This is a genomic window from Pseudomonas sp. Pse1 (genome assembly GCF_024519635.1).
Taxonomy (GTDB): domain Bacteria; phylum Pseudomonadota; class Gammaproteobacteria; order Pseudomonadales; family Pseudomonadaceae; genus Aquipseudomonas.
The window spans coordinates 231,512-256,136 of the sequence record NZ_JALJRO010000006.1 but is presented as its reverse complement, the minus strand read 5'-3'; the positions used below and the strand labels follow the sequence as shown (position 1 = coordinate 256,136).

Here is a 24,625-nt window from a genome sequence, read left to right as displayed (position 1 = left end):
ACAACGACTCGGAGAGAGCTCCCATGACCACATTGCACTCGGACACTCACTTGACCAGCGGCTCGATACGACCCCAGGAGATTGCGGTCGGTTCTCGCAAAGCCACTGTGGCCTGTGCTCTGGGCAACGCTCTGGAAATGTACGACTTCACCATCTACAGCTTTTTTGCGGTGGTGATTGCCAAAAACTTTTTTCCGGCGGCGTCACCGATAGCGTCGTTGCTGATGTCGTTGACCGCATTCGGTGTGGGCTTTCTGATGCGCCCGGTCGGGGCGATGGTGATCGGCCGCTATGCGGATCGAAAAGGTCGCAAGGCCGCGCTGACCCTGACTATTTTCCTGATGACGCTGGGCACGGCATTGATTGCATTTGCCCCCACCTTTCAGCAGGCCGGGGTCATCGGTACGGTGCTGTTGGTGATCGGTCGTCTCACCCAGGGGTTCTCCGCCGGCGGGGAAATCGGCACCGCCTCGGTGTTGATGATGGAGTCGGCAGCCACCTCGAACCGCTGCAGCAGCGTCAGCTGGCAGGCTGCCAGTCAAGGTTATGCGGCCCTGGTGGGGGCGGGCATCGGGCTGCTGTTGAGCAATGTCCTGAGCACGCCTGACCTTGAGAGCTGGGGCTGGCGCATCCCCTTCGTGATAGGTCTGTTGATCGGACCCGTCGGTTGGTACATCCGCCGCTGCCTGCCGGAAACCCTGGAGCAGGAAGCTGCTAGCCCAACGCCGTCGATCCGCCAAAAGCCGCACTGGCGCGAGGTGATTGACCTGCGCAACACCCTCCTGGCGACGGGCTTGATGGCCAGCGCCACCATCGGCATGTACCTGTTTATCTTCTACATGCCCTCGTACCTGGTCACCACGCTTCACTATCCACAACGCAGCGCACTGGCGATTGCCTGTGTGGCCGCCGCCTGCCTGGCAATCATCACACCGATCGCCGGACGTTTTGCCGATCGCCACGGCTTGCGCAAGAAGCTGCTGGTGTGGACCGTCGCCTTGCCGGTGATTGCCGCATGGCCGGCGCTGTGGCTGTTGTCGCAGACCACCGACCTCTATGTGGCGATGCTGATCGTGGCGCTGCTGGTGTTGCCGGGGTGCGTCGGGTCGGGGGCCTTCTTTGCCATGATCATGGAAGCCTTCGCCAAGCCGCACCGAGCCCTCGGCACCTCAGTCAGCTACAGCTTCGGCGTCACGCTGTTCGGTGGCTTCTCGCCGCTCATCGCCACCTGGCTGACATCCACCCTCGAAAATCCGGTGGCCCCGGCTTTTTACTTACTGGCCGGCGGGGTGATCAGCCTGATCTGCCTGAAGCTGTTGCCGGAAAACATCGGAAGAGACTGACCCATGACGACTCAAAAAAATTGCACGGCCTTCAGCGACAGCGAGCTGCAAACCTTCATTGATGTGCGCCGGCAGATTCACGCCGCACCGGAATTGGGCGCCGAGACGCCACACACCGCCGAGCTGGTCGCCGCCAGGCTTGAACAGTGGGGTTATCACGTCCATGTCGGCATCGGCGGGCATGGCCTGGTCGGGGTCTTGAAAAAAGGCCAGGGCAGCCGTTGCATTGGCTTGCGTGCCGACATGGACGCGTTGCCGATGCAGGAAAAAAACCCCTTCGCCCACGCCAGCAAGATTGCTGGCCGTATGCACGCCTGTGGCCATGACGGACATACTGCAATCTTGCTCGCCGCTGCTTACCGCTTGGCCAACAGCGACTTCAACGGCACCCTGAACCTGATTTTCCAGCCGGACGAGGAGGGGTTGTGCGGTGCCAAGGCGATGATCGATGACGGCCTGTTCCAGCGGTTTCCCTGTGATGCGATATTCGCCTTGCACAATATGCCCGGTGCGCCGGTGGGGTCGGTCGTGGTCCAGGCCGGACCGACCATGGCTTCTTCCGAACGGGTCAGCCTGACGATTGGTGGCAAGGGCGGACACGGCGCCATGCCCGAGCTGGCGGTCGATCCGGTGCCGGTGGTAGCCAGCCTGATCAACGCCATTCAGACCATCAAGTCGCGCAACCTGGGCCCTGAGGAATACGCTGTCATCAGCATTGGCATGCTTCAGGCCGGTAGCGTCTACAACATCATTCCTGATGAGGCGAGCATGCTTATCAGTGTGCGCACCGATACCCCGCAGACCCAGCAAAAGATCAACCAGCGCCTCGAGCAAATCGTCCGTGGCCACGAGCAGTCATTCGGCGTGCGCATCGACTTGCAGATCACCCAGCTGGCGCCGGCGCTGATCAATGATCCGGAAGAAGCACAGCGGGTGCGTGCGAGCCTGGCGCCGCTGTTCGAGCCTGGCCAGATCCATCATCGCGGACCGAAAGTGATGGGCACCGAGGACTTTGCCTGGATGCTCGGCGAAGTGCCGGGGTGTTACTTCATGCTGGGCAACGGAGAGGGCGAATTCCACGGCTGCTCGGTGCACAACCCCCACTATGACTTCAACGACGCGTTGATTGGCTTGGGCGCCAAGTGCTGGATAGCGTTGGTGGAGGGCTTTCTGGTGTAGGTTCGCCGGTTCAGGCCTCCAGTACAGGAGGCCCTTACCCTGCGGCCTTATTCGTCGTCTTTCTTCATCAATCCGGCCAGGGCGGCAAACGGGTTGTGGGTGGCCTTGGCGATTTTCGGGGTGCTCAGGGAGCCGTCGCCGAAGTACTGCTGGTCGGTGTAGCGCGAGTGTTCGTTGTCGTGGCAGTACAGGCACAGCAATTCCCAGTTCGAGCCGTCCTGGGGGTTGTTGTCGTGGTTGTGGTCACGGTGGTGCACGGTCAACTCGCTCAGGCGCTTGCCGGAGAACTCACGGGCGCAGCGGCCGCAGACGTGCGGGTACATCTTCAGGGCCTTGTCGCGGTAACCCATTTCCCGGTCGCGCTGGGCGTCGGCGAGGATGCGGTCGAGCTTGGCGGTGTTGGTGGGGGTGGACGAACTCATGGGTTCACCTTTGTAGAAAAAGACTAATGACGGTTATACAGGCAGTTTAGCTCAGCCCTTGAGCTTCTCGGCAATCCAGATGGTGTGGCGGGTGCCCCGGTTACCGTGGGCGAACACCTGCACCTCTTCGGCCTTGAAGCCGGCTTTTTTCAGTTTGTCGGAAAACTGCCTGTCGGCGCTGGCCGACCAGACAGCCAACACGCCTTTGGGGCGCAAGGCCTTGGCGCAGGCTGCCAGGCCCGCCGCCGAATACAGCCAACTGTTGGCTTTCTGGGTCAAGCCTTCGGGGCCATTGTCGACGTCGAGCATGATCGCATCGAACCCCTGGGGCTCGGCCTGCAGGACCTTGGCCACGTCCTCCTGGCGGATCACCGTGCGCGGGTCGAGCAGCGGCATGCCGGCTTTCTCCCCCAGCGGGCCACGGTTCCATTCAACGACGCCGGGCACCAGCTCGGCGACCACCACTTGCGCGCCCTTGCCCAAATGCTTGAGCGCCGAGGCGAGGGTGAAGCCCATGCCCAGGCCGCCGATCAATACCCGAGAGTCCGGGCGCCCGGCAACCTTGCGGCAGGGGATCTCGGCCAGGGCATCTTCGGAGCCATGCATGCGGGTATTCATCAGTTGCCCGCCGTCCCCGCCCTGGATCTTGATGACGAAATCCTCGCCATATTCGAACAGGCACAGGGCACCGCCGTTGTCAGGGATCGGGGTGGTGTCGAGCAGAACAAAACGTTTCATGTAACTCTCATCCGGAAAACTGCTTTTTAAACGCAAAAGCGCATTGAGAAGGGCATTCTTGCGCGGTTGGGAGTAGCCTTGAAGTATCCAGCAAGGGCAACGGAGCCATTGATGAAGCGCACCATTCTAACGGTCATTGTGTTGGCCGCGCTCTCGATAAGTGCGGCACAGGCACAGGAGCTGCAAGCGATCCCGATCACGCCTTCGGCGGTTCCCGGTTCACCTGGCACCGCCACTCCCACGCCGTACCCGCAAATCACCCCCACCGCCGCGCCCAAGAGCGGCAGCGGTTCGGCGAGCAAGTTGCCGTTGCCGCCGATCATCAAGCCCAACCCGCCCAAGGACCAGACGTTGCCCGGCCTTGACCTGCCAGCGCCCAAGGCCAAGTCGCCGGGCGGTTAATCCTGCTGCGCGAGTAATTGCCCGTCGACCATTCGCAGACGCCGCGACAACGACACCGCCAGCGCGCGGATGATCTTCGCGGCAACCTTCGGCGCATCGTTGAGCATTTTCTCCAGCGAGTCCTTGCCCAGGTTGAGCAACTGGCAATGACTCGCCGCCACACAACTGGCCGAACGCCGTTCGCCGTCGAGCACCGCCATTTCGCCGAACGCGCCTTTGCGCAGGGTGGCGACGGTCACGCGTTGGCCATCGCTGTTGGTTTTCTGCACCGAGACCTGACCGCTGTGGATGATGCACATGAAGCTGCCGGCATCGCCTTCCTGGAAGATTTCTTCGCCGGCGGCAATGCTGCTGATGCTGAAATAACCCGCAGCCGCAGTGAAGTCCGCCGCTTGCAGTTGCGGGAACAGGCCGCAATCCATCAGCCAGTCGCGGATTTCCCGGTTCAGTGAAGTCGGATCAGACATGGTTTCAGGCGATTCCCAGTTGCTTGAAGACAAAAGCGTATTCCAGGGCCACGTCACGCAAACCCTGATAGCGGCCACTCATGCCGCCATGACCGGCACCCAACTCGGTCTTGAGCAGCAGCAGGTGGTCGTCGGTTTTGGTCACCCGCAGCTTGGCCACCCACTTGGCGGCTTCCCAGTACTGCACGCGGCTGTCGTTATAGCCGGCGATCACCAGGGTCGCTGGATAGGCCTGAGGCGTGACGTTTTCGTAAGGCGCATAGGCCTTGATCCGTGCATAGACCTCGGGTTCCTGGGGGTTGCCCCACTCATCGTATTCGGTGACGGTCAGCGGCAGGTCCGGGTCGAGCATGGTGTTAAGCACGTCGACGAACGGCACTTCGGCAATCGCCACGGCGAACAGCTCCGGGCGCTGATTGAGCACCGCACCGATCAGCAAACCGCCGGCGCTGCCACCGCTGATCGCCAGTTTCGACGATTCGGTGTAGCCCTCAGCGATCAAGTGTTCGGCGCAGGCAATGAAGTCGTTGAAGGTGTTCTGCTTGTGTTCCTGCTTGCCGGCGCGATACCAGGCCTCGCCCAGTTCGCCGCCGCCGCGCACGTGGGCGATGGCAAAGGCCACGCCGCGCTCGAGCAGGCTCAGGCGCGCGTGGGAGAACCACGGATCAAGGCTTTCGCCATAGGCTCCGTAGCCGTATAGATACAACGGTGTCGGCTGGCCGAGGTGTTCGCGCTTGACCACCAGGCTGATCGGCACTTGCGTGCCGTCCGGCGCGGTGGCCCACAGGCGCTGGCTGACGTAGGCATCGGCATCGAACGGGCCGAGCACCGGAGTTTCTTTCAGTACTTTCTGCTCGCCGCTGGCCAGTTCCAGCTGGCGCACTTGGGCCGGACGATTCAGCGCCTCGTAGCGCAGGCGGATCTTGTCGCTGACAAATTCCAGACTGTTTTGCACATACAGGCTGTAGGCCGCGTCCGGCAGTTGCACGCGATAGGCCGGCAAGCTCTGAGGATGCACTTCGATGATCGGCAAGCCGCCAATGCGCAGGCTCAAGGTCATGGCCGTGGCGTTCAGGGTGACGCCGTCGAGCATCACGCTGTCGCTGTGGGGAATCAGGTTCTGCCAGTCGCTTTCGGTAGGCACCACGCCGGTGTCGGCGGCCTGGTACAGGGCAAAGTTGATTCCGTCGCGGTTGCTGCGAATAAACCAGCACCACTGGTCGTCGAGCTTGCCGTGATCGACCTCGTACTCGTGGTCTTCGACCCGTGGCGCCAGGCAGGTGAAGGCCAGCTGTGGCTGTGATGCGTCGAGAGCCCAGACTTCGCTGGTGGTCTTGCTGCCAAGCGCCAGCAGCAACTGGCGCTCGGAGCTGGAACGATAGCAATGCAGGAAGAAACGTCCGTCCGGCTCATGGAACACCTCCTCGGCGGCGGTGCCGTCCAGGCGATAGCGATACAGCTTGTGCGGGCGATGGGTGTCGTCCAGTTCGGCGAAAAACAGCGTCAGGCTGTCGTTGGCCCAGGTCATGCTGCCGTCGCAGTCCTCGAAACTCAGTTCGCTGACCTTGCCGTTGGACAGTTCCTTGACGAACAGGGTGTAGATCTCATCGCCACTGGTGTCGAGGCTGTAGGCCAGGCGCTGGTGGTCGGGGCTGACGCTGAACGCGCCGAGGGAGAAAAATCCGCCGTTGGCCAGGGCGTTGGGATCGAGCAACAGCTCTTCGGCACTTTCATCGACCAGCTGGCTGTCGTCGGCCGGGCGCGGGCAACGGTAGTGCCGGGCGTATTCGTCGCCGGCGGTGGTACGCGTGTAATACAGATACGGGCCCCACGGGGAGGGCAGCGACAGGTCGGTCTCGAGGATCCGGCCCTTGATTTCGTTGAACAGGTTTTCCCGCAGCTCGGCCTGGTCGGCAAGCATGGCTTCCTGGTAGGCATTTTCTGCCTTGAGGTAATCGAGCACCGGCGCCGTGTCCCGTTCCTGCAGCCAGGCGTACGGGTCATCGCCGGCGGCCTGGCGGGCAATCGGGGCGCTGGGGACGTGGGCGGACTGGGGCATGGGCAGCTCTCGGCAAGGATGCAAAAAAGGCTTCACGGACGGCGGGGCAGCCTGATCGGTGAAAAGCCGTTATCATAAGCGCCTCTTTGCCTGCCATGCCATGGACACCATGACCGAGAACGACTATCTGATCGCCTGGGGCCTTTACGCCTTTGCCGCTTTGGGCTGCCTGCTGGTGTGGATGCGCATGACCCGCTGGATGTGGCGCTACCTGCGCGAGCCGCTGCGGGTGATCGTCGCCGTGCTGCTGTTCAGCCCGACCATCATCGACCCGGTGAAGGAAAAATTCGCCCCGGCCATCGCCATCACCGCCCTCGACCTGCTGTTCAAGGTCGGCAACAACGCCTGGCGGGCGATTTCCGACCTGTTCATGTACGGCATCATCGCCCTGGGCCTGTACCTGGTGTTCGTGGCGATCCGCCTGCCGATCGAGCGCGCCGCCAATGCCCGTCGACAACAGGCCGCCGCTGCCCAGGCCGCCGCCCGTGCCGCTGATATCGAGGATGACCAGCCCTTCGGTGGTGCCGGCGATGACCGTTACGGTCGTCCACCGGTGCCGAGCAACCCCCAGCGTTCGCGTGTCGAACCCCGTCTCTGACCGTCCTGCATTGATCCGAGAGTTCTGCCATGTGTGAGTTATTGGGCATGAGCGCCAATGTCCCGACCGATATCGTCTTCAGCTTCACCGGGCTGATGCAGCGTGGCGGACGCACCGGTCCGCATCGCGATGGCTGGGGCATCGGCTTCTACGAGGGGCGAGGCTTGCGCCTGTTTCAGGACCCGGCGGCCAGCTGCGATTCGCAAGTCGCGCAACTGGTGCAACGGTATCCGATCAAAAGCGAAGTGGTGATCGGCCACATTCGCCAGGCCAACGTCGGCAAGGTCTGCCTGTCTAACACCCACCCGTTCGTCCGTGAACTTTGGGGTCGCAACTGGTGTTTCGCGCACAACGGCCAATTGGCGGATTTCCAGCCCACGGCCAGCTTCTACCGGCCGGTGGGCGACACCGACAGCGAAGCGGCGTTTTGCGATCTGCTGAACCGGGTCCGCGAGGCTTTCCCGGAGCCGGTGGAGATTGAGCAACTGTTGCCTATCCTGGTCGAGGCTTGCGCCGAATACCGCAGCAAAGGCGTGTTCAATTGCCTGTTGAGCGATGGCGACTGGCTGTTCTGCTATTGCTCGACCAAGCTGGCGCAGATCACCCGGCGCGCACCCTTCGGTCCGGCGCGCTTGAAGGATGTTGATGTGATCGTCGACTTCCAGGCCGAGACCACGCCCAACGACGTGGTGACGGTGATCGCCACCGAGCCGTTGACCGAAAACGAAACCTGGACGCGCTACGAGCCGGGCCAATGGAGCCTGTGGCGGCGCGGTGAATGCGTCAGCCACGGCCAGACCGAATAGGGAAACTCGCGATGCTGCTCAGTTATTTGCGTCTGGTGCTGTTTGCCGTCGGTCTGTTGGTGGGCGTTCAGGTGCCGGGGTTCATCAACGACTACGCCAAGCGTGTCGAAGCCCATCTGATCGAGGCGCAGACCAGCCTGCGCGGCTTCCAGGGCACCGCCGAGCAATTCTTCAAGGGCGACCTGCAAGCGCTGGTGGCTCATTACCGCGCCAGCGAAGACCCGATATTTCGCAGCGATGCCGACAGCCTGAACACCCTGCTGGTGCGCCAGGTGGCCTTGGACAAACAGTTCCAGGCCATGCAGGGCCCGTGGTACATCCGCTTCCTGCAGGTGGTGCTGGCCGCCGATCCGGACATCCGCAAGGAAACCTGGAACGGCTACAGCTACCAGTTGCTGCTGACCCCCGAAGCCATGGGCTGGGGCCTGGGCGGAGCGATGTTGCTGTCGTTCGGCCTGGAGTGCCTGTTCCGCCTGATCGACTGGGTGGTGCTGGGCGGCAAGCGCCTGCGCCAGAGCCGTCCGATCGAAGAGCGCGACTTGCGCGGTCTGTAACCCGCGTCCAGCCGTTCAGGGTTTGGCGAGGACAATATAGTCTTCGCCGACCTTGCGTCCGTAGTCCTGCAGCGCCTGTTGGCACAGCTCGACAATCTCCTCGACCCACTCCGCCCCCACCCGCCATGACACCACCACCTGCAGGTTGGGCGGACGCTGGGCGATGTCCAGCAGCACCAGTTCGCCCCGCGCCAGTTCCTCGCTGACCAGCGCCGGTGGCAGTGCGCCGATGCCGAAACCGTCACGCAGCAGGCGGGTGATCGCCGACACCGAGTTCACGCAGTTGAGTCGTGGCGTTAGCACGCCGTTGGCCTGCATCAGGCTGAGGACTTCCTGGTGCGGGTGGGAGTTTTTCGAGTAGGTGATGATCCGCTCCCGGGCCAGTTCGGCGAGGTCGGCGTAGTCGCGGTTGTAGATCGACTGGCTGGCGACGATCCAGCCGATCGGGTGACTGGCCAGTTCCAGGCTGCGGACGTTTTCCTGTCGCAGCAGGTCGGTCTGCAGGGCCAGGTCGAGAAACCCTTTTTGCAGCTGATCGCAGAGGTTGAGCGAGGTGTCCGCCACCAGCTCGATTTCCAGCAGCGGGTAGTGATCGGTGATCTGCGCCACCAACGGACTGAGCCAAGTGTGAATCACCGTGTCCATTACCCCGATGCGGATCCGACCGGCCTTGCTCGAACGGGTTTCCAGCGACTGCTTGAGCGCCTGCATGGTGTCGAGCATGCGCTCGGCATAGTCGAGCACCTTGAGCCCTTCGGGGGTCAGTTTCACGCCCCGCGAATCGCGCAAGAACAGCTTCACCCCGAGCTCGCCTTCGAGCACCGCGATGCGGCTGGAAATCGAAGCCTGGGTGGTGAAGAGCTTGTCGGCGGTCAGGCGGAAACTTTTCAACCGGGCGACCCAGACGAAGGTTTCGAGGAACTTGAGGTTCATGTGATCAACTTTTTCTTATGCCTTGGCGCGGGTTTTATTAGTTGGACGGGCAGGGCGGTGCCATCGAAAAATGTGCCAGGACCCACGATATGCGTCGTAGCGGTCCAGAACAATACCAATAAAAAATCTGCGGAGAATCGCCATGAGTGCGCCCGACACGACCGACGCCATCCAGCCCGCGGTTGGCAGCCGCCCCGGTCCCTTTGACTGGTATCGCAATATCAACCAGCAAGAGCGCCGGACCTTCTGGAGCTGCAAGATCGGCTACGGCCTGGATGGCATGGACACCCAGATGCTCAGCTTCGTGGTGCCAACCCTGATCGCCATGTGGGGCATCACCACCGGTGAAGCCGGCTTGATCCACACCAGCACCTTGATCGCCTCGGCCATCGGCGGCTGGGTCGCCGGCATTCTCTCGGACCGCATCGGCCGCGTGCGCACCCTGCAACTGACCGTGCTGTGGTTTGCCTTCTTCACCTTCCTCTGCGGCTTCGCCCAGAACTACGAACAACTGCTGATTGCGCGGACCCTGATGGGCTTCGGCTTCGGTGGCGAATGGACCGCCGGCGCCGTGCTGATCGGCGAAGTGATCCGCGCCAAGGACCGTGGCAAGGCGGTGGGCATGGTGCAGTCGGGCTGGGCGCTGGGTTGGGGACTGACGGCGATTCTGTATGCCGTGCTGTTTTCCCTGCTGCCACCGGAGGACGCCTGGCGCGCGCTGTTCCTGTTGGGCATCGTGCCGGCGATTTTTGTGATCTTCGTCCGTCGCCTGGTCAAGGACCCGGAGATCTACCGCGAAGCCAAGGCCAAACAGGAACCGAGCAACCCATCGAAGTTCTACGAGATCTTCGCCCCCGGCATGCTCAGCACCACTATTCGCGCCTCGTTGCTGACCACCGGCGCCCTCGGCGGTTACTACGCGATCACCTCCTGGTTGCCGACCTTCCTGAAAAACGAACGCGGCTTGAGCGTGCTGGGCACGGGCGGCTACCTGGCGATGGTGATCGTCGGTTCTTATGTCGGCTACGTGATCAGCGCCTACTTGACCGACCTGCTGGGGCGCAAAAAGAACTTCATCTTGTTCGCGGTGGGCTCGTTCGCCATCGTCCTGCTTTACACCCAACTGCCGGTGAGCAATGGCGTGATGCTGTGGCTGGGCTTTCCTCTGGGGTTCTTTGCCTCGGGGATCTTCAGTGGCATGGGTGCGTTTCTGACCGAGCTGTTCCCGACGCGGATTCGCGGCTCGGGCCAGGGCTTCTGCTACAACGTCGGCCGGGCGTTGGCGGCACTGTTCCCGTTGCTGATCGGCCTGTTGAGCCAGAAGGTGCCATTGAGTGTAGGGATTGGCGCGTTTGCCGCGGTGTCCTACGGCGTGGTGATTCTCGCCGCCCTGAGCCTGCCGGAAACCCGTGGCAAGCAACTCGACGCGCAGTAGCTGTTAGTCTGCGAGATCTTCGGGCCACACAATAAAAATTCACAGGAGCACTCAACGTGAGCCGCCTGTTATTGAACTGCGACATTGGCGAGAGCTTTGGCAACTGGACCATGGGTCTGGATGCCGAGGTGATGCCGTTCATCGATTGCGCCAACATCGCCTGCGGGTTCCATGCCGGCGACCCGAGCACCATGCGCAAGACCGTTGCCCTGGCACTCAGCCACGGCGTGCAGATCGGCGCCCATCCGGCTTATCAGGATTTGCAGGGCTTCGGTCGGCGTTCGATGGCCTACAGCGCCGAGGAAATCCGCGACCTGCTGCATTATCAGATCGGCGCGCTGGATGGCATTTGCCGGGCGCAGGGCGCTCGGGTGAGCTACGTCAAACCCCACGGCGCGCTGTACAACGACATGATGGCCAACCCGGCGCAGCTGCGCGCAGTGATCCAGGCGGTGGCCGCCTATGACCCGCAACTGCCGCTGATGCTGATGGCCACCCGTGACAACAGCGCGGCCCAGGCACTGGGCGATGAGTACGGCGTGACGCTGTGGTTCGAAGCTTTCGCCGACCGTGCCTATGACGCCGCTGGCCGCCTGGTGTCGCGCAACCTGCCCGGCGCCGTGCATCACGACCCCGCCACTATCGTCGCCCAGGCCCTGACCATTGCCCGTGGCGGTGAGCTGGTCGCCAGCGATGGCAGCGCTTTGCAGTTGCACGCCAACACGCTTTGCGTACACGGCGATAACGCCAGTTCGGTGGCGGCCGTGCAGCGCATCCGCGAAGCCTTGAAGCAGCAGGATGCCTCATGAAGCCACGGATTGAAGTGGTGGCCCTCGATTGCCTGATGGTGCGTCTGTTCGATGAAATTGCTGAAAGCAACATGCCGTGGATGCTCGCGGCCGGCGCTCGACTGCGTGAATCATTTGCCGGGCACTTGATCGATCTGGTGCCGTCCTACACCACGTTGATGGTTCATTACGATCTGCTGGCGCTGAATCCGATGCAGGCGCGGGAGTTGATCGGCCAAGCGCTGGAAGGGCTGCACGCTGATGCCCAGGCCCGAGGGCGCCGGCATGTACTGCCGGTCTGGTATGACCCGAGTGTCGGGCCTGAACTTCACTTGCTGGCGCAACGCAGCGGCCTCAGTGTCGACGAAGTGATTGCCCGCCACAGCGGCCGCGAGTACCAGGTATTCGCCCTGGGTTTTGCGCCGGGTTTTGCCTTTATGGGGCTGGTGGAAGAAGCGCTGGCCGCGCCACGCCTTGATACTCCCCGCAAGCGCGTGGCGGCGGGCAGCGTGGGCATTGCCGAGCGGCAGACGGCGGCTTATCCGTTGGTCTCGCCCGGTGGCTGGAATCTTATAGGGCGTACCCCAGCGAAACTGTTCGACCGCACGCGGGACGGCTACAGCCTGCTGCAACCCGGCGACAGCGTGCGCTATGAGGCAGTCAGCCGCGCCGAGTTCATGCGCCTGGGCGGCGACGACACACCTTTGGAGGTATCGACATGAGCCGCTTAAGCGTTGAGGCCAGCACCGCGCTGTGCCTGTTGCAGGACGGCGGACGCTTTGGCGTGCGGCACCTGGGCGTGACCCAGGGCGGCGCGGCGGACTGGTTGTCGATGGCCTGGGCCAACAACCTGCTGGGCAATCCGTCGGGAGCGGCGGTGATTGAAGTGACCCTCGGCGGCCTGACCCTCGAAGCGCGTGACGATTGTTGCCTGGCCCTGACCGGTGCCGATCTTGGCGCGTTGCTTGACGGCCAGCCGTTGATGCCGTGGCGCAGCTTTATTGTGCGCAAGGGCCAACGCCTGCAGTTCAGCCAGCCACGCCTCGGTGTGCGCGCCTACTTGGCAGCGCCCGGCGGCTTCAATGCGCCAGCGGTGTTGGGCAGTTGCGCGACGGTGGTGCGCGAAGAACTGGGCGGCCTGGACGGCATGGGTCGACCCTTGGCCCGTGGTGCCGAGCTGAGTTATTCGGGGACTGCGCCGAGCCTGCGCGAAGTGCCAGAGGCGCTACGCCCGGACTTCAGCGACACGCAAGGGCTGGACCTGGTGTTGGGCGCGCAACATGGCGAATTCAGCGGGCAAAGCCTGTTCGACACCTTCAACAGCACCTGGACCCTGGACAGCCGCGCCGACCGCATGGGCATCCGCCTGCTGGGTCCGGCCTTGCAGTACCAGGGCAAACCGATGATCTCCGAAGGCATCCCCTTAGGTGCCGTGCAAGTACCTCCGGACGGCCAGCCGATCGTACTGCTCAACGATCGCCAGACCATCGGCGGCTATCCGCGCTTGGGCGCGCTGACCCCACTGTCCCTGGCCCGCCTGGCGCAATGCCAATCGGGACAAGTGGTGCGTCTGGCGCCGGTGTTACAGGACACGGCGCATCGGCAGCATGTGGAGTATTTGCAGCGGTTGGGCCGACGCTAAAGTCGCGGCGGTGCCACTGTTCCACAATGGGCCTGGGTGGATGCTGATCTTGTGGTCCACCAGAAACCCTGTAGGAGCCAGCCTGCTGGCGATGGCGGTGTATCAGTCGACATCGATGTTGACTGAACAACCCTCATCGCTGGCAGGCCAGCTCCCACAGTCGACTGAGCTCAACTGATCTTTTGGTCCACCAGAAAACCCTGTGGGAGCCAGCCTGCTGGCGATGGCTGCGCCGCTTACTTGGACAAAAACCGCATCCCTTCCTCCAACCCGCGCAAGGTCAGGGGGAACATCTGGTCTTCGATCAGATCGCGGACGATGCCGGTCGAGGAGGTGTAGTTCCAGGTGTCTTTCGGGTAGGGGTTGATCCAGATGAGCTTCTTGTATTTCTCCATGAAGCGCTGCATCCAGACATAGCCGGGTTCTTCGTTCCAGTGCTCGACGCTGCCGCCGGCCTGGGTGATTTCGTAGGGGGCCATGGCGGCGTCGCCGACGAAGATCACTTTGTAGTCGGCGCCGTACTTGTGCAGCAGGTCCATGGTCGAGGTGCGCTCTGAGCCGCGACGCATATTGTTCTTCCACACCGATTCATAAATGAAGTTGTGGAAGTAGAAGTACTCCAGGTGCTTGAACTCGGTCTTGCAGGCCGAGAACAATTCCTCGCAGATCTTCACGTGGGCGTCCATCGAGCCGCCGATGTCGAACAGCAGCAGCAACTTGATGGTGTTGCGCCGCTCCGGGCGCATCTGGATGTTCAGCAGGCCGGCATCGCGGGCGGTGTGGTCGATGGTGCCGTCGATGTCCAGCTCTTCCGCCGCGCCCTGGCGAGCGAATTTGCGCAGGCGACGCAGGGCCACCTTGATGTTGCGCGTGCCCAGTTCGACCTGGTCATCGAGGTTCTTGTACTCGCGCTGATCCCAGACCTTGACCGCCTTGCCCTGGCGCTTGCCGGCATCGCCGACGCGAATGCCTTCCGGGTTGAAACCGCCGGAGCCGAACGGGCTGGTGCCGCCGGTGCCGATCCACTTGTTGCCGCCGGCGTGGCGTTCTTTCTGTTCTTCGAGACGCTTCTTGAACTCTTCGATCAGCTTGTCGAGGCCGCCGAGGGACTGGATCTGCGCCCGCTCTTCATCCGTCAGCGAGCGCTCGAATTCCTTGCGCAACCAGTCTTCGGGAATTAATGCCTGCAGGTGATCGTCGAGTTTTTCCAGGCCGTTGAAGTACGCGCCGAACGCCCGGTCGAACTTGTCGTAATGCCGCTCGTCCTTGACCAGAATCGCCCGCGACAAGTAATAGAACTCGTCCATGTCGGCGAAGGTCACGCGCTGTTTCAACGCGTTGATCAGGTCCAGCAGCTCGCGCACCGAGACTGGCACCTTGGCGGCGCGCATTTCATTGAACAGGTTGAGCAACATGGCATCAGTCTCTTAACGGGTGCCGCGACGGCTCATGAACGCCAGGCGCTCGAGCAGTTGCACGTCCTGTTCGTTTTTCACCAGGGCACCGGCCAGCGGCGGAATGGCCTTGGTCGGGTCGCGCTCGCGCAGCACCGCTTCGCCGATGTTGTCGGCCATCAGCAGCTTCAGCCAGTCCACCAACTCCGAGGTCGAAGGTTTTTTCTTCAGACCGGGCACCTTGCGCACGTCGAAGAACACATCCAGCGCTTCGCTGACCAGGTCTTTCTTGATGTCCGGGTAGTGCACGTCGACGATCTTCTGCAGGGTCGGGCGGTCCGGAAAGGCGATGTAGTGGAAGAAGCAGCGGCGCAGGAAGGCGTCCGGCAGCTCTTTCTCGTTGTTGGAAGTAATGATGATGATCGGGCGCTGCTTGGCCTTGATGGTCTCGTCGATTTCGTAGACGTAGAACTCCATCTTGTCGAGTTCTTGCAGCAGGTCGTTGGGGAACTCGATGTCGGCCTTGTCGATTTCGTCGATCAGCAGGATCACCCGCTCCTCGGACTCGAAGGCCTCCCACAGCTTGCCTTTTTTCAAGTAATTGCGGATGTCATGCACCTTGTCCACGCCCAGTTGCGAGTCGCGCAGACGGCTCACCGCGTCATACTCGTACAAGCCCTGGTGGGCCTTGGTGGTGGACTTGATGTGCCAGGTGATCAGGCGGGCGCCAAAGGATTCGGCCAGTTGCTCGGCGAGCATGGTCTTGCCGGTGCCCGGCTCGCCCTTGACCAGCAACGGCCGCTCCAGGGTGATGGCGGCGTTGACAGCCAGCTTCAGGTCATCGGTGGCGACGTACGCGCGGGTGCCTTCGAACTTCATCGGTAATTCCTCGAACGGTAACGCCGACCTGCGCCGGGCAGGGCGGGACAAGTAAATGCAATAGCCGACTATAACGCGGCGCCTGGTCGAGTGGGAACGCAGACGGCTTATTCAGTCTCTGAATGGAGCGTCACATGATGACTCAGTCAGGCGTCGGCTTGGGCTGCTCGTAGCGGGCGTTAAAGGCCTGGATGAAACCGTTACGCAGGATCTGCAGAAAAGCCTGAAAGGCGCTGACCTCCTGGTTGTGCACGCTGCCACTGAGTTCGACGCGGGTGGCAAACTGGTTTTTCGGCTGGTTCTTCAGCAGATTTTCGCTGGTGCCCACCAGCGCCTCCCAGACCGAGCGGAAGATGCTTTTCTTCTCGTTCTGCACGTCCTGTTGCCAGTTGAACACCTCGACATCGCGCAGCAATGGCTTGATGTAACCCTTGAGCTGGCCTTTGTTGGCCTGGGCCTCGATCACCACATCGCCGTGGCCGGCATTGAAGTCGAACTTGCCGTAGGCGGAGGCGAAGTCATTGAGGCGCTTGAGTTCGATGTCCTTGACCCGCAGGCGGAACTCGAACTCCTCGAAATTACTCAGCGGGTCAAAGGTCGCGGTGCTTTCCAGCGGCGCATGCCCCAGCAGTTGCGCCTTGCCCTCGAAGCGCGCGTCGCGCCGGCCCTTGAGGTCGACCACGTTGGTCAGGTTATAGAGGCTGGCGTTGACCTGGGTGGCCTGCATATTCACCGGTGGCTTGGAGTTGAAGTTGTGGAAGCTGATTTTGCCGTCGTTGATACGCACTTCATCAAGGGTGATCGGCAGCAACTTGCTCAACTGCGCGCGCCAGTCGGTGCCCTGACCGGTCTGCGACGACGCTTTGTTACCGCCGTCGACGAAATTCAGCTCCGGGTTGACGAATTGTGCACGCGCCACCACGGCGTGGTCGTACCACAGCGAATGCCAACTGACGGCGAGTTCGATCAGCGGCGCCTTGAGGAACGGCACCGGTACTTTGCCCTGGACCTTGACGATCTGCAGCCCGTTGATCCGGTAGGCGCCACGCCACCACGCCAGGTCAACGTCGGTAATCTGGCCGCGATAGTCGCCCATGTCGGCGAGTTTGTCGTTCAGGTAGTCGCGCACCAGGTAGGGCAGGGCAATGTGCAGGGTCACCAGCAAGAGCACGATGGCAGCCAGCGTCCAGAGCGGCCAGCGGTATCGACGTTTCATGGCGTCTCCCTCGGGAATGTCTAAAACGGTGGACTACACGCCGGCGCAGACGTTCGTCCCGACTGGACGCACAGGAGTGCGAGGCATACCCTTGGACGCTTCTTCAACGCTGTACAAGGACCCAGCCATGAGCCGTATTTTTGCTGACAACGCCCACTCCATCGGCAATACGCCGCTGGTGCAGATCAACCGCATCGCGCCGCGTGGCGTGACCATCCTGGCCAAGACCGAGGGGCGCAACCCGGGTTACTCGGTGAAGTGCCGGATCGGCGCAAACATGATCTGGGACGCTGAAAGCAGCGGCAAACTCAAGCCGGGCATGACCATTGTCGAACCGACCTCGGGCAACACCGGTATCGGCCTGGCTTTCGTCGCGGCAGCGCGTGGCTACAAGCTGATGCTGACCATGCCGGCCTCGATGAGCATCGAACGGCGCAAGGTCCTCAAGGCGCTGGGCGCAGAACTGGTTCTGACTGAACCGGCCAAGGGCATGAAGGGCGCGATCGACAAGGCCGCGCAAATCCTCGCCAGCGATCCGTCGCGCTACTTTATGCCGCAACAGTTCGAGAACCCGGCCAACCCGGCCATTCACGAGAAAACCACCGGTCCGGAAATCTGGAACGATACCGACGGCGCGGTGGATGTACTGGTGGCCGGCGTGGGCACCGGCGGTACCATCTCCGGCGTCTCGCGTTATATCAAGTTGACCCAGGGCAAGCCGATTCTGTCGGTTGCAGTGGAACCTGTGGCTTCGCCAGTGATCAGTCAATTTATGGCCAATGAGGAAATCAAGCCGAGCCCGCACAAGATCCAAGGCATCGGTGCCGGGTTCGTGCCGAAGAACCTTGATGTGGCGATGGTCGATCGGGTGGAACTGGTCAGTGACGACGAATCCAAAGCCATGGCCCTGCGCCTGATGCAGGAAGAAGGCATTCTCTGCGGGATTTCTTCCGGCGCAGCGATGGCCGTGGCGGTACGTCTGGCCGAGACCCCGGAAATGCAGGGCAAGACCATTGTGGTGATCCTGCCGGACTCGGGTGAGCGCTACCTGTCGAGCATGTTGTTCAGTGACCTGTTCACCGAGCAGGAGAATCAGCAGTAATCCAAGGTTGATGGGTTTGGGGGTGGCGTCAGCAGGCGTTCAGCAGGCTTGTGTTAACAAGCTTTTTGTTGCGCAGCCCTCAATACTGAATGTACAGATGTGCGGTTTATCTTTCGGCTACTAATGTGGATTATGGCCGCCTGCCACGTCGGGTAAATGGCGATGCGCAGTGAAGTTTTTTCTCAAGGAGTGTTGCATGAGCTTTTCTTTTGCCGCCAAGGCCTCACTGTTGCTGCTGTTTATCGGCAGCACGCTTTATGTGCACTTGCGTGGCAAGGCGCGGTTGCCGGTGCTTCGGCAATTCGTCAACCACTCGGCGTTGTTCGCCCCCTATAACGCGCTGATGTACCTGTTTTCCGCAGTGCCGTCCAAGCCGTACCTGGACCGCAGCAAGTTTCCCGAACTGGACGTCCTCAAGGACAACTGGCAGGTCATTCGCGAAGAGGCCATGCACCTGTTCGACGAGGGCTATATTCGCGCCGCCGAAAAAAACAACGACGCCGGCTTCGGTTCGTTCTTCAAGAAGGGCTGGAAGCGTTTCTACCTGAAGTGGTACGACAAGGCCCTGCCATCGGCCGAGACCCTGTGCCCGCGCACGGTCGAACTGGTCAACAGCATTCCCAATGTCAAAGGCGCAATGTTCGCCCTATTGCCCGGCGGCAGCCACCTCAACCCGCACCGTGACCCCTTCGCGGGCTCCCTGCGTTATCACCTGGGATTGTCGACGCCGAACTCGGATGACTGCCGGATCTTTGTCGACGGTCAGGAATACGCCTGGCGCGATGGCGAAGACGTGATGTTCGACGAAACTTACGTGCACTGGGTCAAGAACGAAACCGAGCAGACCCGGGTGATCCTGTTCTGCGACATTGAGCGGCCCCTGAGCAATCGCCTGATGACTCGCCTCAATCGCTGGGTCAGCGGCCTGCTGGGACGCGCCACCGCGCCGCAGAACCTGGACGATGAGCGCGTCGGCGGAATCAACCGGGCCTATGCCTGGAGCAAGAACTCCAGCGACAAGTTCAGCGCCGCGTTCAAACAATGGAAACGCCGCAATCCCAAGCTCTACCGCGTCCTGCGCCCGGTGTTGGCGGTGGTGGTGTTGACGGTGTTGGGATATTGGTTGTTTGGGTAAAAGCCCCAGCTCCTACAAGTAGGGTGGTGAGCACCAAGCCCATTTCAATAGCACCCATCGCAATCATTGCAAAACCTATCCAGCGCTGGTTATAGTCAGCGCTCTTGTGTCCACCCTCATCAAAAGATCAGCCCATGCCAGCATCCCCTCTCAACGCGGTAGTCGATTCAGCGGTCAACGCTGGCGTCGTGCCGTGCGGGAATCAGCAGCCTGCGCAGATCAGTCACTACCCCCCTCCTGTCAGTCGCACTCCAGTGTGCGCGGTGGTGTCCCCACCGGGTGTTGGCGTCTCGGGCTGATCAGCGCTCCTTGCTGATTCCTGTGCCTGCCTGAACCAAAAAAACTGAATTTCAGCTACGGCTGAGTTGGCTTATTGCCTGATGACAGGTGGTTTTCATGTTGCACATTTCGAAAAAATCCGCGCTTGCGGCGGCCTCCACGAGCCTGTTCGTTTTGCTCTGGAGCAGTGGGGCGATCTTCTCCAAGTGGGGCCTGGCCCACGCTTCGCCCTTTGCCTTTCTGTTGATCCGCTTCGCCATCGCCCTGTGCGGCCTGGTGCTGTTGGTGCCGTTGCTCAAACTCAAGTTGCCGCAAGGACGCAAGCCGATGCTCTATGCGGCGGCGACCGGCCTGGTGCTTCTGGGCGCTTATCAGATCTTTTACCTGCTGGCACTGGACCTCAAGGTCACCCCGGGGGTCATGGCGACGATCATGGGGGTCCAACCGATCCTCACCGTGGTGCTGATGGAGCGTCAGCGTTCCTGGAGTCGGATGTTCGGCCTGGCGCTGGGTCTGGCCGGGTTGATCATGGTGGTGTACCAGAGCATCGGCCTGGCCGGCATGTCCCTGGCCGGGATGTTGTTCGGGCTGCTGGCGCTGCTGAGCATGACCGCCGGTTCGATCATGCAGAAAAACATCACCCGCGATCCCCTTGGCACGCTGCCGGTGCAGTACCTGGCCGGGCTGTTGCTATGCGGGGTATTCGTGCCGTTCCAGCCATTCCACTTCGAGCACAGCGCAGGGTTTTTCCTGCCGGTGTTGTGGATGGGCCTGGTGGTGTCGGTGGGGGCGACCCTGCTGTTGTACCGGCTGATCGCTCGCGGCAATCTGGTCAATGTCACCAGCCTGTTCTATCTGGTGCCGGCGGTGACGGCGGTGATGGACTACCTGATCTTCGGCAATCGCCTGGCGCTGTTGAGCCTGTTGGGCATGGCGCTGATTATCGTCGGTTTGGTGTTTGTGTTCCGTAGACCGAGCTGAGGCCGGCCGGGCCCGGTTTCAGGCCGGGCTCGTCCCATGCTCGGCGCGTACCGAATTCATGAAGGCCTGCATGGCCGAGGACTGGATGCGGTGGCGCCGGGTGATGAGGCCGAACGGTGGCAGGCGGGCTTCGAATTTGATGGGCAACACTGCCAGCAAATCGCGGCCGGCGTAGTCTTCGACCACCGACACCGGGGTGACGCCGAGCATGTCGGTCTGCTGGATCAGCGACAACAGGGTCATGATCGAGGTGGTTTCGACGATGCTGCTGGGGATGTCGACCCGGGCATTGTGGAATACCTGGTTGATGATCGAACGCATCGGGCTGGGTTGCTGTTGCAGGACCCAGGTCATGTTTTGCAGTTCGGCCCAACTCAGGTGCGTGGCTTGCGCCAGCGGATTCTGCGCACCGGCGATGACGCACAAGGCTTCCTCGCCGAGGCTGTCGAAGAGCAATTCTTCGGCCCGTGCCCCGGCGGGAATCCGACCCAGCACGATGTCCAGTTGGTCCTGCAGCAGGGCCTGCACCAGCACGTCGCTGGTGTCGACCTGGATGCTCATGGATAGCCGTGGATGGCTTTGCTTCAAGGTGGCGATGGTGCGGGTCAGCAGGCCCGAGGCCAGGGCCGGGATCGCCCCCACCGCGACTCGTCCGAGGTTGCCCGACTCCAGCGCCACCAATTCTTCTCGCATACCGCTGAGTTCGGCGAAGACCATGCGCGCGTAGTAGATCACCGTCTCGCCGAACGGCGTAGCACGCATGCCCCGCGGCAGGCGTTCGAACAGCTCGACGCCGAGCAGATCCTCGGCTTCGTGAAGCATCTTGGTGGCGGCCGGCTGGGTCATGCCGATATGGTCGGCAGCGCGGCGCAAAGAACCGAATTCCTGCAGGGCCAGCATCAGGCGCAGTTGACGCAGGCGCAGGCGACTGTGGATCACGTTGGCATCAGGAATTCGGGTCATGGGCCGTGCTCGCAGAAAAGACTGCGGCAAGCCTGACAACAAATGCCAGGCGTTGCCAGTCTTGCGGTGTCACAGCGCCGATTTAGTGCGCTTGGCCACGTGCGCTTTACGCAAGCCGAGGACGCTCTGCAGCGCTTTGGAAATCAGCGGCCAGAACAGCATCAGCAGGGCGGCGGTAGTCAGGCTGCCGACCAGCGGATTGGACCAGAAGATCCCCAGTTGCCCGTCGGAAAACAGCATCGACTGGCGGAACGCATCCTCGGCCTTGTCTCCCAGCACGGCGGCCAGCACCAGCGGGGCGATCGGGTAGCCAAGCTTCTTGAACAGGTAGCCGAGTGCGCCGAAGCCCAGCATCAACACCACGTCGAAGAACGAGTTGTGCACCGAGTAGGCGCCAATGGCGCAGACCATGATGATAATCGGCGCGATGATCGAGAATGGGATGCGCAGGATCGAGGCGAACAGCGGCACTGTGGCCAACACCACCAGCAGGCTGACCACGTTACCCAGGTACATGCTGGCAATCAGGCCCCAGACAAAATCGTGTTGCTCGACGAACAGCGTCGGCCCCGGGTGCAGGCCCCAGATCATCAGGCCACCGAGCATTACCGCGGCGGTCGCCGAACCGGGAATACCGAGGGTCAGCATCGGCAGCAGGGCGCTGGTCCCTGCGGCGTGGTCGGCGGTTTCCGGGGCAATCACGCCTTCGAGTTCGCCCTTGCCGAAGTTGTCGCGGTTCTTCGAGAAACGCCGCGCCAGGCTGTAACTCATGAACGAAGCGGCGGTGGGGCCACCCGGCGTAATGCCCATCCAGCAACCCACCAGGGTACTGCGCAGGATGGTCCACCAATAGCGCGGCAGGCGTGCCCAGGTGCGCAGGATTACCATCGGCGTGATGCGTGCATGTTCGCCACGGAACACCAGGCCTTCTTCCACGGTGCAGAGGATTTCGCCGATGCCGAACAGGCCGATCACCGCCACCTCGAAACTGATGCCGGTCATCAGCATTGGCTGGTCGAAGGTCAGGCGCAGGTTGCCGGAAACGGTGTCCATGCCGACGGCAGCCATGGCGAAGCCGATCATCATGGCCACCACGGTTTTCAGTGGCGGATTCTTGCTCATGCCAATAAAGGTGCAGAACGCCAAAAGGTACACCGCGAAGAACTCCGGAGAACTGAAGGACATGGCGAACTCGGCGATCCGGGTCGACAGGAAGGTCAGTAGCAACACCCCCGCCAGCGCACCGATCAACGCCGAACTGAAAGCGGCAGTGAGGGCTTCGGCGGCACGACCTTCGCGGGCCATCGGGTAGCCGTCGAAGGTGGTCGCCACCGATGAGGGCTCGCCGGGTATGTTGAACAGGATCGAGGTGATCGAACCGCCGAACAACGCCCCCCAGTACATGCACGACAACAGAATGATCGCCGACACCGGCGACATGGTGAAGGTCAGTGGCAGCAACAGTGCCACGCCATTGGGGGCGCCGAGACCGGGCAACACGCCGACCAGGATGCCCAGCAGCACGCCGACCACCATAAGGCCGATGTGGCCCGGGGTGAGGATCAGGTTCATGCCTTGCAGCAGGGAATCGAACTCGCTCATTTGAAATTTCTCCCGGCCAGGGCAATCCAGTCGCCCATGGGGCCGGCATCCAGCGGCACCTTGAACCACAATGCGAAAATCAGGTAGCTGGCCAGCACCGCGCCGAGCGACACGCTGCCAATCACCCATTTGCCGTAGGGTTTGACGCGAACCTTATCGCGCCACATGAACCAGGCGATGAAGCACGCCGAGGCCAGATAGATGCCGGTGAACGGCATGGCGAAGACAAACAGGGCAATAGGCACGAACACCGACAGCACTTGCTTGAACGCGCTGCGGCTGACGAATGCCACGCTTAGCGCCTGCCAGCGCACGCGGGTCAGTACCGCATTGGCGACGCTGGCGGCGGTCAGCAACAGGCCAATGTAGAACGGGAAGTAGCCGGGCTCAGGGCCGGCGTCGCCCCAGCCGATACCCTGTTCGACGCTGCCGAACATCACGACCACGCCAATCAGTGCGGTGAAAACGGCCAGGCCAAGCTCGACCCAGCGAGTGCCGACCAGCGACGATGAATCCGAAGAATGGGACATGCAAACACCTCCAACGGGTGACGGTCATGCGCTGCGCGGCAGGGCACGACCGTGGATCACTCAGTTACGCAGCCAGCCGGCCTCTTTGAACACCGGGGTGACGCGGGCGGTGTCTTTCTCGATATAGGCGGTCAATGGCTCACCTTCGAGGAAGGTCGGCACCAGTGCGTTTTGCGTGATGTAGGCCTTGAACTCGGGGGTTTGCGTAACTTTGCGCATCAGTTCGACATAAAACGCCTGCTGTTCGGCGGTGACTTCGCCGGGCATGAACACGGTGCGCGGGAAGCGATATTGATCGATGCCCAAGCCTTGCTCGTGGCATGTCGGGATGTCGGCCCAGGCTTTGCCACCGGCGACTTTCTCGGTGTAGCCCATGCGCTCCTTGCTGAACACACAGAGCGGTTCGACCTGGTCTCCGCGCCATTGGCTGATGCTTTCGGCGGGGTTGTTGACGTTCGCGGCGATGTGCTTGCCGGCCAGTTGAGTCGCGGCTTCGCTGCCGCTCTTGAACGGGATGTACACCAGTTTGCTGTTGTTGGTCTGGTTCAGCAGCAGGGTCAGGGTCTGGTCGACGTCCTTGGACTGGCTGCCACCCATGCGCAGTTTTGAAGGATCGCTTTTCACCGCTTCATAGAAGCCCTTGGCATCGCTCCATGGCGCGCCCTTGTAGCTCCAGAGAATGAAATCGTCCTCGGCGAGAGCGGCCACCGGGGTCAGTTCCTGCCATTGATAGCCGAGCTTGGAGACCAGCGGCAGCAAGTAGATGTTATTGGTGCCGATCACCAGTTTGTCGGGGTCGCCCTTGGCCATTTTCAGGTCGAGGAAGGCTTCGGCACCGTTGCCGCCGCCCTTGTTCAGGACAATGGTGTTGACGTCGAGGAACTTGTGGGTGGTGATGATCGACTGGATCAACCGCCCCAACTGGTCAGTGCCGCCACCGGGGCCGCCGGCGACGACGATTTCCACGTTTTTGTCCGGTTGCCAGGCGTGGGCGAGGGTGGGAAGAGCACCGGCGCACAGCAGGGTGCAACCGAGCAACAGGCGTGACGTGCGACGAACGAACGTTGTGCGCATGGAGAATGCCTCTTTCTTGTAGTTGTTATGAGTGGCTTGTCAGTGGCCAGGAGCCGCAAGCCTGGCCCGAGTGTGGGAACGAGCGCCGCCCACGTCTACTCAAA

25 protein-coding genes are annotated in these 24,625 nt (G+C 61.8%); 13 read left to right on the top strand and 12 right to left on the bottom strand.

The genetic code is table 11. The features are described from left to right. The first annotated feature begins 23 nt into the window (after positions 1-23). Positions 24-1,343 (top strand): MFS transporter, encoded by a 1,320-nt coding sequence (locus NR126_RS12050; RefSeq protein ID WP_033866227.1) that lies wholly within the window; start codon positions 24-26, stop codon positions 1,341-1,343. Between the two features lie 3 nt (positions 1,344-1,346). Beyond that, positions 1,347-2,522 carry a M20 aminoacylase family protein gene (locus NR126_RS12045; protein WP_256830286.1) on the top strand — a complete coding sequence of 392 codons (1,176 nt, stop codon included), beginning with the start codon at positions 1,347-1,349 and terminating at the stop codon, positions 2,520-2,522. Between the two features lie 47 nt (positions 2,523-2,569). Here the strand turns inward: NR126_RS12045 and NR126_RS12040 are convergent, their stop codons facing one another. Both NR126_RS12040 and NR126_RS12035 read right to left on the bottom strand, forming a co-directional pair. After that, positions 2,570-2,944, bottom strand: coding sequence for a YajD family HNH nuclease (locus tag NR126_RS12040; protein WP_027619223.1), 375 nt, complete (start codon positions 2,942-2,944; stop codon positions 2,570-2,572). Positions 2,945-2,995: 51 nt separating this feature from the next. After that, on the bottom strand, positions 2,996-3,682 hold the full coding sequence (locus NR126_RS12035; protein WP_027619222.1) for a hypothetical protein: 687 nt from the start codon (positions 3,680-3,682) through the stop codon (positions 2,996-2,998). 111 nt (positions 3,683-3,793) lie between these two features. Here NR126_RS12035 and NR126_RS12030 point away from each other — a divergent pair, with 111 nt between their 5' ends. Beyond that, positions 3,794-4,084, top strand: a complete 291-nt coding sequence (locus NR126_RS12030) for a hypothetical protein (RefSeq protein WP_027619221.1) — start codon at positions 3,794-3,796, stop codon at positions 4,082-4,084. Here the strand turns inward: NR126_RS12030 and NR126_RS12025 are convergent. After that, positions 4,081-4,551 carry a cyclic nucleotide-binding domain-containing protein gene (locus NR126_RS12025; protein WP_027619220.1) on the bottom strand — a complete coding sequence of 157 codons (471 nt, stop codon included), beginning with the start codon at positions 4,549-4,551 and terminating at the stop codon, positions 4,081-4,083. The two genes, NR126_RS12030 and NR126_RS12025, sit on opposite strands and share 4 nt — an antisense overlap. Positions 4,552-4,555: 4 nt before the next feature. Further along, positions 4,556-6,610, bottom strand: a complete 2,055-nt coding sequence (locus NR126_RS12020; RefSeq protein WP_256830285.1) for a S9 family peptidase — start codon at positions 6,608-6,610, stop codon at positions 4,556-4,558. A gap of 100 nt (positions 6,611-6,710) precedes the next feature. Between NR126_RS12020 and NR126_RS12015 the strand changes: the two genes are divergently transcribed. Genes NR126_RS12015 through NR126_RS12005 form a run of 3 tightly spaced genes read left to right on the top strand, consistent with a single transcriptional unit; the run spans position 6,711 to position 8,568 of the window. After that, the gene (locus NR126_RS12015) at positions 6,711-7,208 is read left to right on the top strand and encodes a hypothetical protein (RefSeq protein ID WP_027619218.1); all 498 of its coding nucleotides are present in this window, start codon (positions 6,711-6,713) and stop codon (positions 7,206-7,208) included. A gap of 29 nt (positions 7,209-7,237) precedes the next feature. After that, complete coding sequence (locus NR126_RS12010) at positions 7,238-8,014, top strand: class II glutamine amidotransferase (RefSeq protein WP_027619217.1); 777 nt, start codon at positions 7,238-7,240, stop codon at positions 8,012-8,014. A gap of 11 nt (positions 8,015-8,025) precedes the next feature. Next, positions 8,026-8,568 carry a DUF2937 family protein gene (locus tag NR126_RS12005; protein WP_256830284.1) on the top strand — a complete coding sequence of 181 codons (543 nt, stop codon included), beginning with the start codon at positions 8,026-8,028 and terminating at the stop codon, positions 8,566-8,568. A 15-nt stretch (positions 8,569-8,583) separates the two neighbouring features. Here the strand turns inward: NR126_RS12005 and NR126_RS12000 are convergent, their stop codons facing one another. Further along, a complete protein-coding gene (locus NR126_RS12000; RefSeq protein ID WP_256830283.1) occupies positions 8,584-9,501 on the bottom strand; it encodes a LysR family transcriptional regulator in 918 nt (305 codons plus the stop codon). Between the two features lie 142 nt (positions 9,502-9,643). On the opposite strand from NR126_RS12000, the gene NR126_RS11995 reads away from it, so the two are divergent. Genes NR126_RS11995 through NR126_RS11980 form a run of 4 tightly spaced genes read left to right on the top strand, consistent with a single transcriptional unit; the run spans position 9,644 to position 13,366 of the window. Beyond that, a complete protein-coding gene (locus tag NR126_RS11995) occupies positions 9,644-10,936 on the top strand; it encodes an MFS transporter (RefSeq protein ID WP_027619214.1) in 1,293 nt (430 codons plus the stop codon). Between the two features lie 56 nt (positions 10,937-10,992). Continuing rightward, positions 10,993-11,745 (top strand): 5-oxoprolinase subunit PxpA, encoded by a 753-nt coding sequence (locus NR126_RS11990; RefSeq protein WP_027619213.1) that lies wholly within the window; start codon positions 10,993-10,995, stop codon positions 11,743-11,745. Beyond that, the gene (gene pxpB / locus NR126_RS11985) at positions 11,742-12,446 is read left to right on the top strand and encodes a 5-oxoprolinase subunit PxpB (protein WP_105754310.1); all 705 of its coding nucleotides are present in this window, start codon (positions 11,742-11,744) and stop codon (positions 12,444-12,446) included. Before NR126_RS11990 ends, pxpB begins: the two co-directional genes overlap by 4 nt. Continuing rightward, complete coding sequence (locus tag NR126_RS11980; protein ID WP_256830281.1) at positions 12,443-13,366, top strand: biotin-dependent carboxyltransferase family protein; 924 nt, start codon at positions 12,443-12,445, stop codon at positions 13,364-13,366. Before pxpB ends, NR126_RS11980 begins: the two co-directional genes overlap by 4 nt. Positions 13,367-13,602: 236 nt before the next feature. On the opposite strand, the gene NR126_RS11975 is transcribed toward NR126_RS11980, so the two are convergent. From NR126_RS11975 to NR126_RS11965, 3 genes are all read right to left on the bottom strand, one after another. Next, on the bottom strand, positions 13,603-14,781 hold the full coding sequence (locus NR126_RS11975; protein WP_027619210.1) for a VWA domain-containing protein: 1,179 nt from the start codon (positions 14,779-14,781) through the stop codon (positions 13,603-13,605). Positions 14,782-14,793: 12 nt separating this feature from the next. Continuing rightward, on the bottom strand, positions 14,794-15,639 hold the full coding sequence (locus NR126_RS11970; RefSeq protein WP_027619209.1) for a MoxR family ATPase: 846 nt from the start codon (positions 15,637-15,639) through the stop codon (positions 14,794-14,796). 142 nt (positions 15,640-15,781) lie between these two features. Continuing rightward, positions 15,782-16,855, bottom strand: a complete 1,074-nt coding sequence (locus NR126_RS11965) for a DUF748 domain-containing protein (RefSeq protein WP_027619208.1) — start codon at positions 16,853-16,855, stop codon at positions 15,782-15,784. 127 nt (positions 16,856-16,982) lie between these two features. Between NR126_RS11965 and cysK the strand changes: the two genes are divergently transcribed. The 3 genes from cysK to NR126_RS11950 all read left to right on the top strand — a co-directional run bounded on the left by cysK (position 16,983) and on the right by NR126_RS11950 (position 20,352). Continuing rightward, complete coding sequence (cysK, locus tag NR126_RS11960; protein WP_027619207.1) at positions 16,983-17,957, top strand: cysteine synthase A; 975 nt, start codon at positions 16,983-16,985, stop codon at positions 17,955-17,957. A gap of 196 nt (positions 17,958-18,153) precedes the next feature. After that, positions 18,154-19,092 (top strand): aspartyl/asparaginyl beta-hydroxylase domain-containing protein, encoded by a 939-nt coding sequence (locus tag NR126_RS11955; RefSeq protein WP_027619206.1) that lies wholly within the window; start codon positions 18,154-18,156, stop codon positions 19,090-19,092. Between the two features lie 396 nt (positions 19,093-19,488). Further along, on the top strand, positions 19,489-20,352 hold the full coding sequence (locus NR126_RS11950) for a DMT family transporter (RefSeq protein ID WP_256830280.1): 864 nt from the start codon (positions 19,489-19,491) through the stop codon (positions 20,350-20,352). Positions 20,353-20,370: 18 nt separating this feature from the next. Here NR126_RS11950 and NR126_RS11945 read toward each other — a convergent pair whose 3' ends face one another. The 4 genes from NR126_RS11945 to NR126_RS11930 all read right to left on the bottom strand — a co-directional run bounded on the left by NR126_RS11945 (position 20,371) and on the right by NR126_RS11930 (position 24,521). Next, positions 20,371-21,315, bottom strand: coding sequence for a LysR family transcriptional regulator (locus NR126_RS11945; protein WP_027619204.1), 945 nt, complete (start codon positions 21,313-21,315; stop codon positions 20,371-20,373). Between the two features lie 69 nt (positions 21,316-21,384). After that, the gene (locus NR126_RS11940; protein WP_027619203.1) at positions 21,385-22,917 is read right to left on the bottom strand and encodes a tripartite tricarboxylate transporter permease; all 1,533 of its coding nucleotides are present in this window, start codon (positions 22,915-22,917) and stop codon (positions 21,385-21,387) included. Continuing rightward, entirely contained in the window at positions 22,914-23,447 is a 534-nt protein-coding gene (locus NR126_RS11935; RefSeq protein ID WP_027619202.1) for a tripartite tricarboxylate transporter TctB family protein, read from the bottom strand. Before NR126_RS11935 ends, NR126_RS11940 begins: the two co-directional genes overlap by 4 nt. A gap of 60 nt (positions 23,448-23,507) precedes the next feature. Beyond that, complete coding sequence (locus NR126_RS11930; RefSeq protein ID WP_027619201.1) at positions 23,508-24,521, bottom strand: tripartite tricarboxylate transporter substrate binding protein; 1,014 nt, start codon at positions 24,519-24,521, stop codon at positions 23,508-23,510. Between the last annotated feature and the right edge of the window lie 104 nt (positions 24,522-24,625).